Origin of the sequence: Streptomyces roseifaciens (assembly GCF_001445655.1) — a bacterium.
Lineage (GTDB): Bacteria > Actinomycetota > Actinomycetes > Streptomycetales > Streptomycetaceae > Streptomyces > Streptomyces aureoversilis.
On sequence record NZ_LNBE01000004.1, the window covers coordinates 841,246 to 854,673 of the forward strand.

Here is a 13,428-nt window from a genome sequence, read left to right on the forward strand (position 1 = left end):
CGGGGGCCCCTGCAGGGGGGTTCGGGGGATGCACGGGGGAACGCCGTTCCGGAGGCGGCCGAGGGGGATTCGGCCGCCGCCGGAACGGCACCATGCGCGTCCGCCGCGCTAGCGGACCACGCCGCCCAGCCGTCCCTGTAAGACCCGCGCCAGCGACGCGTGGACCTCGTCCACCGACCGCTCCGGCTGGAACGACTGCCAGTCCAGCGCCGTCACGAGCACCATCCCGAACAGCGCCGACGCCGTCAGCGCGACGTCGGCCCCCGCCGCCGGGTCGTCCTCCGCGGCCGCCTCCCGCAGCACGGACTCGATCACCTCGACCGCCTGCTGCCGCACCCGCGTCAGCGTCGGGCGCCAGGCCCGGTTGGTGCGCCACAGCTCGGCGACGTAGAGCTGGGCCAGCGACGGCTGGCGCGCCACGAAGTCCAGCCCGGCGCGGATCATCGCGTCCAGCGCCTCGGCCGCACCGCCGCCGCGCTCGGCCGTCTCGTCGGCCGCGGCCCGCAGCGCCCCGGTCAGCAGCTCCATGCCGTGCCGCAGCAGCTCCTCGAACAGATCGGTCTTGCTCGCGAAGTTGTAATAGACGGTGCCCTTGGCCACCCCGGCCCGTTCCGCTATCTCGTCCACGGTGGTGGAGGAGAAGCCCTGTTCGGCGATGAGGGTCACCGCGGCGTCGAAGAGCTTTCGCCGGGTGTTCTGACGGCGCGTACTGCTGCTGTCCATGGAGTGATTCTCCCTGCCCGCCCCGCGGCCCCCGCGCCTGCGTCAACCTCGCGTGGCCGTACGGGTATTCGCGCAGGCCGGAACCCTCGCCCGGAGCGCCCCGCACGGCGCCGCGCCGGGCCGGACGGCCGCGTCGTCCCGGCCCCGGGCACGGCCCATTAGGCTGGGGCGGACGCAATCGTTCGCCACCGCCGAGGAGCCACCCGCCGTGTCAGACCCGCTGCGCCCCCGGGCGTCCCTGCGTACCGCCGTGGTCTGGGAGGTCCTGCGCGACGCCCTGGACCGCCGGGTGAAGGCCGCCGGCCCGGCCGGCGGCGTGCTGGAGGTGCTCGACACCGGCGGCGGCTCCGGCCACTTCGCGGTGCCCGTCGCGGCCCTCGGCCACCGCGTCACCGTCGTCGACCCCAGCCCCAACGCCCTCTTCGCGCTGGAGCGCCGGGCCGCCGAGGCCGGCGTCGCCGAGCGGGTGCGCGGCGTCCAGGGCGACGCCCACGGCCTGTTCGACGTGGTGGACCGCGGCGCCTACGACGTGGTGCTGTGCCACGGCGTCCTGGAGTACGTGGACGACCCCGCCGAGGGCGTGCGCAACGTCATCGAGGCGCTCCGCCCCGCCGGCACCCTGAGCCTGCTGGCCGCGGGCCTTGGCGGCGCCGTCCTCTCCCGTGCGCTCGCCGGGCACTTCACCGAGGCCCGCCAGGTCCTCACCGACCCGTCCGGCCACTGGGGCGCGGGCGACCCGATGCCGCGCCGGTTCACCGCCGAGCAGCTGACGGAGCTCGTGACCGCCGCGGGCCTGGAGGCCGGTGCCGTGCACGGCGTGCGCGTCTTCGCCGATCTGGTGCCCGGCGTGCTGCTCGACGCGGAGCCCGGGGCCCGGGAGGCGCTCGCCCAGCTGGAGGCCGCCGCGGCCGCGCTGCCGGCCTTCCACTCCGTGGCCACCCAACTGCACGTACTGGCCGAGCGTGGCTGACTGCGCGCTGTAGGTCACACACCACCCGATCAGCTGGTTCGCCCCGTATGATCGGGGGACGCCGTCCGGCATGGCCGCTCGGCGAACCGGGAATGTACGTCCCGACACCACCGATCGCCACACGGACATCGGTGGGCGGATTGGCGCAGAGGGGCGGGTTTCACGGGGGCGATTCCCTGCCTATCCTGAAAGGGTCGCACCCGGTCGCCCCCCGCGACCGACGAGTAGGAGGACTCCGTGCCGCTCTCGGAGCACGAGCAGCGCATGCTCGAGCAGATGGAGCGAGCGCTGTACGCCGAAGATCCCAAGTTCGCGACAGCGCTCGAGGGCAGCGGCCTGCGCACGTACACCCGGCGACGGGTCTACCAGGCAGTCGCCGGGTTTCTGGTGGGTATCGCGCTCTTGATGACCGGCGTGATGATTCAGGGGCAGTACTGGATCAGTGTGGTCGGCTTCCTCGTCATGCTGGGCTGCGCGGCGCTCGCCGTCACCGGCTGGCGCAAGGCGCCGAGGCCCGGTGCGCAGCAGGGGACGGGCCCGGCGGGGCCCCTGGGCGGCCGCGGCCAGACGCGCCAGCGCCGCAGCATGATGGACCGCATCGAGCAGCGCTGGCAGCGCCGCCGCGACGAGCAGGGCCACTGAGAGCCCTTCCGTTTTCCTCATCCGTTTCTTCGTTCATGGCGTGGGGTCAGGAGCAGGTCTCCTGACCCCACGCCATGTCCGTATCCGGCGGGTGCCGTTCAGGCTCTGGGGGAGGTCCTGAGCCGGAGCCCGCGGATCCGCCGGGCCGCGGCCGCGGGGCGTACAGCACTTGCTCGACCGCGGTGGCCACGCGGGCCGCGGACGCGGCGGCGGGCCCTTCCAGCGCCCCGGCGGCGACGATCCGCTCGGCGGCGGCGCGCGGGGTGCGGGAGTCGTCGGGCGGGATGCCGTAGTCCCAGGCGGAGTCCGTCAGTTCGCGCCAGGCCGCCAGCGTGCGCTCCGCGGTCGGGGCGCCCGCGGCGGCGGCATCCGGCGGACCCCCGCCCGGCTCCGCCGGACGGGAGGGTTCCGCGTGCAGACCCGGCCCGGCCAGGCGGCGGGCGCGCACCCGCCGGCGCCACAGCATCGGCAGCAGGGGAAGCCCCAGGGCCGCCAGCGCCGCCACGGCGATGCCCGCCACCGCACCCGCGGAGGGGCCGCCGGAGGCCTGTCCGCCGCCGTCGGCCTGCCGGTCGGCGGGCGGGCACTCGCCGAGCTTCTTCTGCGCCGGCGGGCAGGCGTCCGTGTCCTGCGGGGCCGCCGGGGCCGCGGCGCTCCGCTCCGGAGCCGGGGCCGGAGCGGCGCCGGCCTCGCCAGCGCCGGCCGGCTCGGCGACCGCGTACTCGGGCGTGGTGCCGCGGCTGGGGGTGGGCTCGAAGCGCGTCCAGCCGGCGCCCTCGAAGTACAGCTCGGGCCAGGCGTGGGCGTCCTTGGACCCGACGGACACCGAGCCGTCCGCCAGGGGCGTGCCCGGCATGAAGCCGACCGCCACGCGCGCGGGGATGCCCAGCGTCCGTGCCATCGCCGCCATCGAGAAGGAGAAGTGGATGCAGAAGCCCCGCTTGGCCTCCAGGAAGCGGACGACGGCGTCCGTGCCGGTGCCCGAGGCGACCTGGGTGTCGTACTGGAAGCCCCCGCCGACCGAGAACCAGTCCTGCAGCATGACCGCCTGCTGATAGGCGTTCGCCGAGCCCGCCGTCACCTTCCGGGCCGTCTGCGCCACCACCGGCGGCAGCGACCGGGGCACCTGGGTGTAGGCCCGCAGCACCTGCTCCGGGGGAGCGGGGGCGCTCGCGAGCTGCGCCGCCGTGGGCTCCACCTGCAGGCTGGCGACCTGGTAGCGGACGCCCCGGGTGGTCTGGCCGCGCTCGCCGGCGAGGATCCGGCCCTCCGGCTCGTACCGCCAGCGGCCCTCGGTGCGCACCTCCTCGGCGGGGTAGGGCAGCGGCAGGTAGTTCTGCGCGTAGCCGGCGGAGGCCGTGACGGTGGTGTCGAGGCGCGTGGTGCGCACGCCGGGGGTCAGTCCCGCCGGGGTGGGCAGGACCGCGGGCAGCGCCGCCAGGGGGCGCTCGGTGGTCTGCCACGACGCGCCGTCGAAGCGGTCGAGGGCGACGATGCGCAGGTAGAGGTCGCGGGTGTTCTCGGCGGAGGTGCGCAGGCGCAGCAGCTCGCGGTTCGCCGGCTGGTTGAGGTTGTCCTGGAGGGCGACCAGCGGCTTGACGGAGGTGAGCCCGCCGCGGCCGGATCCTGCGGCCTCGCTCCGGCCCCGGGGCTCGAAGAGCCCGCTGTCCATGGAGGGCAGCACGGCCGGGACCACCAGGGCGATGCCGAGGGCCAGTGCCCCGATGCGCCGGCCCGTACGGAGGGGGCCGGTGGAGGCGCGGCCCGGCGCGGGCCCGGGTGCCGGGGGAGCCGTCCGGCGGCCGGCGAAGACCCGGCCCCACTCGGCGAGCCGCTCCCTGCCCTCGGCCAGGAGGAGCAGCAGATAGCCGCTCGCCGCCGCGAGGAACCACAGCCACCCCGAACCGCCCTGGCCGAGCCCGGCGGCCACGGAGTACAGGGCGAGCAGCGGCAGCCCGGCGGGGGCGGCGCTGCGGTACGTGACCGCGACGGCGTCCACCGTCAGGCCCACGACCAGCACGCCCCCGACGAGCAGCAGCCGGATGCCGGCCGTCGCCGGCGCGGGGATGGCGTACCGGCCGACGTCCTCGGTGCCCTCCTGCACCAGCTGGCCGAACTCGCGGAAGACGTCGGGGCCCGGCAGCAGCCCGGCGACCGCCTGGTCGCCGGCGAAGGCCACGGTGAGCAGGAGCAGGGACACCAGGGCCTGTGCGGCCACGGTCACCGGCCTGGCCAGCGGCACCCGGCGGGCGAGGGCGCCCACCACGCTCTGGAGGGCCAGCAGGAAGGCGGCCTGCAGTATCCAGGCGGACTTGTCCACCAGCGGCAGCATCGCGCAGGAGGCGGCGAGCGTGGCCACCGCGGCGGTCACCGCCAGCCGGGTGCGCCCGGTCATACCCGCCCTCCCGCCGTGCCCGCCCCGGGGAAGCCGGGTGAGCCCGCAGGGGCGGCGGGGCCGGGCCCGGCCGCCAGCCTCCACAGCTCGGGCAGCGAGGCCCCGGGGCCGGCGGGCAGCGCCGTCCAGCCCGCGCCGCGCAGCGCCTGCAGCCGCAGCCCGGCCGCGCCGTGGCCCCGGGGATCCCCCCGCCAGGCGGCCGGATCGAGGACGAAGCCGACGGCGGTGCCGCCGCGCCCGCGCATCCGGGCCGCCAGGGCCGCCTGCTGCTCGTCGAGGCCGCCGAAGAACGCCACGAGCAGCCCGCCCTCGCCGCGCAGGGAACCGAGGGCGGGGGAGAGGCAGGTGCCCTCCGAGTGCTCCACGGCCGCGAGGGTCTCCAGCAGCAGGCCCGCCGCATCCGCGGACTCGTGGGGGAGACCGACGAGCTCGCCGGGGGCGCCCGGGCCGGGGATCGCGGCCCCGGTGTCGGTGAGCAGCTGCACGGAGAAGCCGCGCCCCAGCAGATGCAGCGCGGCGGAGGCGGCCGCCGAGACCGCCCACTCGAAGGACGAGCCGGGGCCCCTGCCCTCGTGGGCGGTGCGGCGCGTGTCCAGCAGCACGGTGCAGCGGGCCCGGCGCGGCTGCTCCTCGCGGCGCACCATGAGCTCGCCGTGGCGCGCGGTGGAGCGCCAGTGCACGCGGCGCAGGTCGTCCCCGTGGCGGTAGCCGCGGGGGATGACGTCGTCCTCACCGGCCAGGGCGGGGGAGCGCCGCAGGCCGTCGCCGTGGCCCGCGCCCGGGCCGCCCAGGCGCACCGGGGGCAGCGGCTCGGTGTGCGGCACGACCGTCAGCGTGTCGTACGCGCTGAAGCCGCGGGTCAGCTCGCACATGCCGAAGGGGTCCGTCAGCCGCAGCTGCAGCGGGCCGAGCGGATAGCGGCCGCGCAGATCGGAGCGGACGCGGTAGGAGACCTCGCGCCGGCCGCCGGGCTCGATCCGGTCGAGCACGAAGCGGGGGCGCGAGCCCAGGACGTAGGGCACCCGGTCCTGGAGCATCAGCAGGCCGGTGGGCAGCCGGGAGACGCTGTCGATCCGCAGCTGGACGCGGGCCTCGGCGCCGGCGGGAACACGGGAGGGCGTCAGGCGGCGGCTGGCCGTGACGCGGTGGCGGGTGCGGTGCAGCACGGCCACGCAGAGCAGGGGCAGCACGGCCAGTAACAGCCCGACCCGCAGCAGATCGGCCTGGCCGAGCACGTAGGAACAGGAGGCGGCTGCGATGCCGGCGGCCAGGAAGGAGCGGCCGCGGGTGGTCAGCCCGCCCAGCGCCGCCCACAGGCTGCCGCCCGCCGCGGACGGACCGCCTTCCCGCCCGGGATCCGCGCCGTCCCCCGGGGCCATCACAGCCTCCGGGCCTGCCGCCAGGCAGCCTGCGCCGACGGGTCGGGCACGGGGGTCCGCCGGAGGAGGTCGAGAACGGCCTGCTCGGCGGTGCGCCCGCCCAGCTGGGCCTGGGCCGTGGGCAGCAGCCGGTGGGCGAGGACGGGGACGGCCAGCGCCTGGACGTCGTCGGGCAGGACGAACTCGCGGCCCGCCAGGGCGGCCGCCGCCCTGGCCGCGCGCACCAGGTGGAGCGTCGCCCGCGGGGACGCCCCGAGCCTGAGGTCGGGGTGGTGCCGGGTGGCGGTGACGAGATCCACGGCATAGCGCCGGACGGAGTCGGCCACGTGCACCGAGCGGACCGCTTCGACGAGCTTGACGACCTCGTGGGCGTGGGCGACCGGCTGCAGGTCCTCCAGCGGGGAGACCTGGCGGGAGCCGTCGTGCACGTCCAGCATGCGCAGCTCGGCCTCGGGGCTGGGATAGCCCATGGAGACCCGGGCCATGAAGCGGTCGCGCTGGGCCTCGGGCAGCGGGTACGTGCCCTCCATCTCGACGGGATTCTGCGTGGCCACCACCATGAAGGGGCTCGGCAGCTCGTAGGTGTGCCCGTCGACGGTGACCTGGCGCTCCTCCATGGACTCCAGCAGCGCCGACTGGGTCTTGGGCGAGGCGCGGTTGATCTCGTCGCCGATGACGATCTGCGCGAAGACGGCGCCCGGCTTGAACTCGAAGTCGCGCCGCTGCTGGTCGAAGACGCTCACGCCCGTGATGTCCGAGGGGAGGAGGTCGGGCGTGAACTGGATGCGGCGCACCGAGCAGTCGACGGAGCGCGCCAGGGCCTTGGCGAGCATCGTCTTGCCGACGCCCGGCACGTCCTCGATGAGCAGGTGGCCCTCGGCGAGGAGCACCGTAAGAGCGAGCCGCACGACCTCCGGCTTGCCCTCGATCACGCCCTCCACCGCCCGGCGGATCCGCTCCGCGGTGGTGCTCAGGTCTCCCCCTGCGCTCGGCTCCGCCCGCGTGGGGGGACCCCCAAGGCTCCCCGGCTCGCCATAGGTCGTCACCCGGCCCTCCTCGGCCCGTCCTGCGGGCTTGCGGTCCGCTGGTCGCGAACCGGCCCGCCCCCGAATACGGACACCGCGCCCCGCTCGTCACACGAGGGCGGCGTCCTCTCCGCATTCTGGCCGCCCGCGCGGCGCCGCGTCACCGCCTGTGGACAATCAGTGCTGCGGGTCGATCTCGCGCAGCAGACCCGTCGTCACATCGAAGATGAAGCCACGGACGTCGTCGGTGTGGGGCAGGAACGGCGAGGTCCGTACGCGCTGCATGGACTGCCGGACATCCTGCTCCAGGTCCTTGAACGCCTCCACCGCCCACGCCGGGCGCTGCCCGACCTCCGCCTCGATCTCGTGGCGGAAGTCCTCGGTCAGGGTCAGCAGACCGCAGCCGGTGTGGTGGATGAGGACGACGGAGCGGGTGCCGAGCGCGCGCTGGCTGATGGTCAGCGAGCGGATGATGTCGTCGGTGACGACGCCGCCCGCGTTGCGGATGGTGTGGCAGTCGCCGAGCTGCAGGCCCAGCGCCGCGTGCAGGTCGAGCCGGGCGTCCATGCAGGCGACGACGGCGACCTTCAGGACGGGGCGTGCGTCCATGCCCGGATCGGAGAAATGGGAGGCGTACTCAGTGTTGGCCTGAACCAGACGGTCCGTGACCGTCGGCTGCCGGGCGCTGTCGGAGCTCTGGGGCGCCGGCTGGGACGCGGATATCGACATACGAACGACGGTAGTCGGCGCAGCGCCCCCAGGCCCGTTACGCCCGCCACAAAACCCCGCTCACAGGGGCCTCTGTGACGTAAGCCACAGGGGTGGCGGCCCTTCGGCCGTCCGGGTGAACGGAATGCTTCCCGCCATTTGTGACCGGGTCCACCCCGCGCCGCGCCCGTCCCGGGACGCGCTGGCCGGTTGATTGACCGGGGGGACGAGTGGACTAAAGTGACGCGAAGTGGGAGGCCCGATGCTCCCCCTGGACACCGAAAGAACCCGCATGCGCGCGACGCGGACGTACCCCTCGGCCTCCTCCCGCTCCCCGGTCGTCCGGCGCCCCTTCCCCGGTGCCGGGCAGGCCGCTTCCCCTTGGAGCGGGTGGGGACCCGGGGATACGGACGCCTGTGCGCGTCCCGGGTACCCCTAACTCAGAAGGGCGCATGAGCAGCAACGCGCGACACGTCCCCGTCATGCTCCAGCGCTGCCTGGACATGCTCGCTCCCGCTCTCACCGAGCCCGGCGCCGTCGTGGTCGACTGCACCCTGGGCGCCGGCGGGCACAGCGAGGCGCTGCTCAAGACCTTCCCCGAGGCCCGGCTCGTCGCCCTCGACCGCGACCCCACCGCCCTCGACCTCGCGGGCGCGCGCCTCGCCCCCTTCGGCGAGCGCGCCACCCTGGTGCGCGCCGTCTACCACGAGCTGCCCGAGGTGCTGGAGCGGCTCGGCATCCCCAAGGTCCAGGGCGTCCTCTTCGACCTGGGCGTCTCCTCCATGCAGCTGGACGAGGCCGACCGCGGCTTCGCCTACGCGCAGGACGCCCCGCTGGACATGCGCATGGACCAGACGACGGGCATCAGCGCGGCCGAGGTCCTCAACACGTACGCCCCCGGCGACCTGGTGCGCATCCTGCGCGCCTACGGCGAGGAGAAGCAGGCCCGCAGGATCGTCGAGGCCGTCGTCCGCGAGCGCGCCAAGGAGCCCTTCACCAACAGCGCCCGCCTCGTCGACGTCATCCGCGAGGCCCTGCCGCAGGCCGCCAAGCGGCACGGCGGCAACCCCGCCAAGCGCACCTTCCAAGCCCTGCGCATCGAGGTCAACGCCGAGCTCGCCAGCGTCGAGGCGGCCATCCCCGCCGCCGTCGCCGCGCTCGCCGTCGGCGGCCGCATCGCCGTGCTGTCCTACCAGTCCCTGGAGGACCGCATCGTCAAGCAGGTCTTCGCGGCCGGCGCCGCCACCACCGCGCCCCCCGGCCTGCCCGTCGTCCCCGAGCGCTACCAGCCCCGCCTGAAGCTCCTCACCCGCGGCGCCGAACTGCCCACCGAGGAAGAGGTCGCCGAGAACCGGCGCGCCGCCCCCGCCCGGCTGCGCGGCGCCGAGCGCATCCGCGAGGACATCCCGTGACCCCGGCCGCCCGCCGGGGCCTCCGGCTGGGCCGCCTCGTGGGCGGGCCGGCCGGAGTCAAGCGCACCCCCTTCGTCCTGCTGGTGGTCGTGCTGCTCGGCTCCGGCCTGATCTCCCTCCTGCTGCTCAACTCCGCCCTCAACCAGGGCTCCTTCGAACTCTCCCGCCTCCAGCGCAAGACCACCGAGCTCACCGACGAGCAGCAGGCCCTCCAGCAGGAGGTCGACCAGCTCGCCGCCCCCGACGCCCTGGAGCGCCGCGCCCGCGAGCTCGGCATGGTCCCCGGCGGCAACCCCGCCTTCCTCGGCCCCGACGGCACCGTCCGCGGCTTCCCGTCGCCCGCCGCCGACCCCGCGGCCTACCGCGCGCCCGCGCCGGCCGTCCCCGCGCCTCCGCCGGCCCCCGTGCCGGCCCTGATGCCCGCCCCCACCGCAGTGCCGACCACCCCGACCACCGGCAGGTGACGCTGTGCCGCAGAACCCCGGGGGCCGGCCCCCCAGGCAGTCCGGGCCCGCCCGCCGCCGCGTCCCCGAGCCCGCCCGCCCCCAGGCCCGCCCCCGCCCGGCGCGCCTGAAGACCGCCGGGGACCGGCCCCTGAAGCTCGGCAACCCCCGGCCGCGGCTGCGCCTGGTCGGCTTCGGTCTCACGCTCGTCCTGCTCGTCTTCACCGTCCGGCTGCTGCAGGTGCAGGCCTTCGACGCGAGCGCCTACGCGGCCCGCGCCAACGTCAACCGGTACATCCCGGTCACCCTCGCCGCGGAGCGCGGCACCGTCACCGACCGCTCCGGCATCGACCTGGCCACCACGGTCGACGCCTACGACATCACCGCCGCGCCCGACCTGCTGACCCCCGAGCGGATCAAGGCCGAGGGCGCGGCCCGGCGGGCCGCCGCCCTGCTCGCGCCCGTCCTCGGCGAGCGCCCCTCGGTGCTGGAGCAGAAGCTCACCGCCAACCCCAAGTCGAAGTACGTCGTCCTCGCCCGCCGGCAGACCCCCAAGGTCTGGAACCGGATCAAGGAGCTGAAGAAGGCCTCCGCCGCCGGGGCGCAGCGCAAGGAGGGCGCCGACGTCCTCGCCGGGGTCAACAGAGAACCGCACAGCAAGCGCGTCTACCCCAACGGCGGCCTCGCGGCCGGGATACTGGGCTTCGTGAACGCGGAGGGCCGCGGGGGCGGCGGTATCGAGGCGCAGTACGACCGCGTCCTCGCGGGCCAGGACGGCAAGCTCGTCTACGCCCAGTCCGGCGGCCGCCAGGTGCCCACCGGGGACGTCAAGGAGCAGCCCGCCGTGCCCGGCTCGGACATCGAGCTGACCATCGACCGGGACGTCCAGTGGGCCGCCCAGAGCGCCATCACCCGGCAGGTGCAGGAGTCCGGGGCCGACCGCGGCTACGTCGTCGTCCAGGACAACCGCACCGGCGAGATCCTGGCCATGGCCAACGCCCCCGGCTACGACCCGAACGACCTCGCCCACGCCGACAGCGCCGCCCTCGGCAACGCCGCCCTGCAGGACGCCTACGAGCCCGGCAGCGTCAGCAAGGTGATGACCATGGCCGCCGTCCTGGAGGAGGGCGCGGCCACCCCCGGGACCCACGTCGAGGTGCCCAACCGGCTGCCGCGCGCCGACCGCTCCTTCGCCGACGACGTCGACCACCCGACCTGGCACCTGACCCTCAACGGCGTCCTCGCCAAGTCCAGCAACATCGGCACCATCCTCGCCGCCGAGCAGCTGGGCAAGGACCAGGGCCGGGCCAACCAGGTCCTCTACTCCTACCTGCGGAAGTTCGGCATCGGCGAGCCCACCGGCCTCGGCTTCCCGGGCGAGACGCCCGGCATCCTCGCCCAGCCGGCCAAGTGGCAGGGCTCCCGGCAGTACACCATCCCGTTCGGCCAGGGCCTGTCCCTCAACGCCGTCCAGGCCGCCTCGGTCTACTCCACGATCGCCAACGGCGGCGAGCGCATCCGCCCCACCCTCGTCCGCGGCACCAAGGGCCCCGACGGCCGCTTCACCCCCGCGCCCGTCCCCGAGCGCACCCGGGTGATCAGCGACCGCACCGCCCGGGAGCTCTCCACGATGCTGGAGTCCGTCGTCGACGACCGCGAGGGCACCGGCACCAAGGCCAAGATCCCCGGCTACCGCGTCGCGGGGAAGACCGGCACCTCCAACCGGGTGGACCCGCGCACCGGCCGCTACCACGGCTACACCGCCTCCTTCGCCGGCTTCGCCCCCGCCGACCAGCCGCGCGTCACCGTCTACTGCGCCATCCAGAACCCCACCAAGGGCAGTTACTTCGGCGGCCAGATCTGCGGACCCGTCTACAAGCAGGTGATGGAGTTCGCCCTGAAGACCCTGCAGGTACCCCCCTCCGGCACCCAGCCGCCCCGGCTGCCGGTGAGCTACGACGACCAGTGAGCCCGGGGCCGGCCGTGACGACCATCACTCCCGATCCCGGGAACCGCGGCCCGGGGCGCCCCTCGCTTCGCGACGGAGCGGGTGCGCCCGGTACGCTCACCGCCGTGCCACACGCTGATCAGTCCCACACCAGCCCCCAGGGCGCCCCCGCCGTTCCCGCGGGTGCGCCCCGTCCCACCCATGTCCGCCCCGCGCCCCTGGCGGAGCTGGCCGGTCAGCTGGGCATCCCCGCGCCGCAGGGCTCCGGGGCCGCCGTCACCGGCATCACCCACGACTCACGGGCCGTGCGGCCGGGCGACGTCTACGCCGCCCTGCCCGGCGCCCGCTTCCACGGCGCCGACTTCGCGGCCCAGGCCGCGAGCCTCGGCGCCGTCGCCGTGCTGACCGACCCCGCCGGCGCCGAGCGCGCCGCGGCCACCGGGCTGCCCGTGCTCACCGTGGCCGGCCCGCGCGCCGTCATGGGCGAGCTGGCCGCCACGATCTACGGCCGTCCGGGTGAGGAACTGCTCCAGATCGGCATCACGGGCACCTCCGGCAAGACCACCACCGCGTACCTCATCGAGGGCGGGCTGCGGGCGGCCGGGGCGATGACGGGCCTGATCGGCACCGTCGAGTCCCGGATCGGCGACGAGCGGATCAAGTCCGAGCGCACCACCCCCGAGGCCACGGACCTGCAGGCGCTCTTCGCCGTCATGCGCGAGCGCGGCGTCCGCTCGGTGGCCATGGAGGTCTCCAGCCACGCCCTGCGCCTGGGCCGCGTCGACGGCTGCGTCTTCGACGTCGCGGTCTTCAACAACCTCAGCCCGGAGCACATGGAGTTCCACTCCGGCATGGAGGACTACTTCCAGGCCAAGGCGGAGCTCTTCACCAAGACCCGCAGCCGCGCCGGCGTGGTCAACCTCGACGACGAGTACGGCCGCCGGCTCGCCTCCGGCGAGTCCGAGGTGCCCGTGACCACCTTCTCCGCCGAGGGCCACCCGGACGCCGACTGGCGCGCGGACGCCGTCGAGATCGGCCCGTTCGACTCGGTCTTCACGATCCTCGGCCCGCAGGGCGAGCGCGTCCGCGCCAAGGCGCCGCTCGCCGGCCCGTTCAACGTCGCCAACACCCTGGCGGCCGTCGTGGCCCTCGTCGCGGCCGGGATCGACCCGCAGACCGCCGCCGACGGCGTCGCCGCCGTGCCCGGCGTGCCCGGCCGCCTGGAGCGCGTCGACGCCGGCCAGCCCTACCTGGCCGTGGTCGACTACGCGCACAAGACGGACGCCGTCGAATCGGTTCTCCGCGCGCTGCGCAAGGTCTGCAGCGGCCGCATCCACGCCGTCCTCGGCTGCGGCGGCGACCGCGACACCACCAAGCGCGCCCCCATGGGCGCGGCCCTCGCCCGGCTCGCCGACACCGCCGTGCTGACCTCCGACAACCCCCGCTCCGAGGACCCGCTCGCGATCCTCGCCGCCATGCTCACGGGCGCCGCCGAGGTGCCCGTCCACGAGCGCGGCACCGTCCTGCTGCTGGAGGACCGGGCCGACGCGATCGCCGCCGCGGTCGCCCGGGCCGAGCCCGACGACATCGTCCTGATCCTCGGCAAGGGCCACGAGCAGGGCCAGGACATCAACGGCGTCGTCCGCCCCTTCGACGACCGCCAGGTGCTGCGCGAGGCCGTCGAAGCCGCGCTGCGCTCGTTGACCACGCACCGGAACGACCAGGGATGACAGACCGCCATGCGCGCACAACCCTCCCCCCGGAAGCTCTCCCGAACGGCCGG

The 13,428-nt window shown here is 75.3% G+C and carries 11 protein-coding genes; 6 read left to right on the forward strand and 5 right to left on the reverse strand.

The features are described 5' to 3' along the window. Positions 1 to 108: 108 nt before the first annotated feature. Entirely contained in the window at positions 109 to 723 is a 615-nt protein-coding gene (locus AS857_RS20900) for a TetR/AcrR family transcriptional regulator (RefSeq protein WP_058044814.1), read from the reverse strand. A gap of 208 nt (positions 724 to 931) precedes the next feature. Here AS857_RS20900 and AS857_RS20905 point away from each other — a divergent pair, with 208 nt between their 5' ends. Both AS857_RS20905 and AS857_RS20910 read left to right on the forward strand, forming a co-directional pair. Then, positions 932 to 1,693 (forward strand): methyltransferase, encoded by a 762-nt coding sequence (locus tag AS857_RS20905; RefSeq protein ID WP_058044815.1) that lies wholly within the window; start codon positions 932 to 934, stop codon positions 1,691 to 1,693. A gap of 237 nt (positions 1,694 to 1,930) precedes the next feature. Continuing rightward, positions 1,931 to 2,335, forward strand: coding sequence for a DUF3040 domain-containing protein (locus tag AS857_RS20910; protein WP_058044816.1), 405 nt, complete (start codon positions 1,931 to 1,933; stop codon positions 2,333 to 2,335). 46 nt (positions 2,336 to 2,381) lie between these two features. Here AS857_RS20910 and AS857_RS20915 read toward each other — a convergent pair whose 3' ends face one another. The 4 genes from AS857_RS20915 to AS857_RS20930 form a co-directional block, all read right to left on the reverse strand. Continuing rightward, positions 2,382 to 4,730, reverse strand: coding sequence for a transglutaminase TgpA family protein (locus AS857_RS20915; protein ID WP_058044817.1), 2,349 nt, complete (start codon positions 4,728 to 4,730; stop codon positions 2,382 to 2,384). Then, on the reverse strand, positions 4,727 to 6,109 hold the full coding sequence (locus AS857_RS20920; RefSeq protein WP_079110537.1) for a DUF58 domain-containing protein: 1,383 nt from the start codon (positions 6,107 to 6,109) through the stop codon (positions 4,727 to 4,729). Before AS857_RS20920 ends, AS857_RS20915 begins: the two co-directional genes overlap by 4 nt. Further along, positions 6,109 to 7,155, reverse strand: coding sequence for an AAA family ATPase (locus tag AS857_RS20925; RefSeq protein WP_079110538.1), 1,047 nt, complete (start codon positions 7,153 to 7,155; stop codon positions 6,109 to 6,111). The genes AS857_RS20920 and AS857_RS20925 overlap by 1 nt, the downstream gene beginning before the upstream one ends. A 156-nt stretch (positions 7,156 to 7,311) precedes the next feature. Next, complete coding sequence (locus tag AS857_RS20930; protein WP_058044818.1) at positions 7,312 to 7,863, reverse strand: beta-class carbonic anhydrase; 552 nt, start codon at positions 7,861 to 7,863, stop codon at positions 7,312 to 7,314. Between the two features lie 431 nt (positions 7,864 to 8,294). Here AS857_RS20930 and rsmH point away from each other — a divergent pair, with 431 nt between their 5' ends. The 4 genes from rsmH to AS857_RS20950 are packed head-to-tail and all read left to right on the forward strand — an operon-like array spanning position 8,295 to position 13,375. Next, a complete protein-coding gene (gene rsmH / locus AS857_RS20935) occupies positions 8,295 to 9,254 on the forward strand; it encodes a 16S rRNA (cytosine(1402)-N(4))-methyltransferase RsmH (protein WP_058044819.1) in 960 nt (319 codons plus the stop codon). Continuing rightward, on the forward strand, positions 9,251 to 9,718 hold the full coding sequence (gene ftsL / locus AS857_RS20940; protein ID WP_173864788.1) for a cell division protein FtsL: 468 nt from the start codon (positions 9,251 to 9,253) through the stop codon (positions 9,716 to 9,718). Before rsmH ends, ftsL begins: the two co-directional genes overlap by 4 nt. 4 nt (positions 9,719 to 9,722) lie before the next feature. Beyond that, a complete protein-coding gene (locus AS857_RS20945) occupies positions 9,723 to 11,666 on the forward strand; it encodes a peptidoglycan D,D-transpeptidase FtsI family protein (RefSeq protein WP_058044820.1) in 1,944 nt (647 codons plus the stop codon). 14 nt (positions 11,667 to 11,680) lie between these two features. After that, on the forward strand, positions 11,681 to 13,375 hold the full coding sequence (locus AS857_RS20950; protein ID WP_058044821.1) for a UDP-N-acetylmuramoyl-L-alanyl-D-glutamate--2,6-diaminopimelate ligase: 1,695 nt from the start codon (positions 11,681 to 11,683) through the stop codon (positions 13,373 to 13,375). Positions 13,376 to 13,428: the final 53 nt, after the last annotated feature.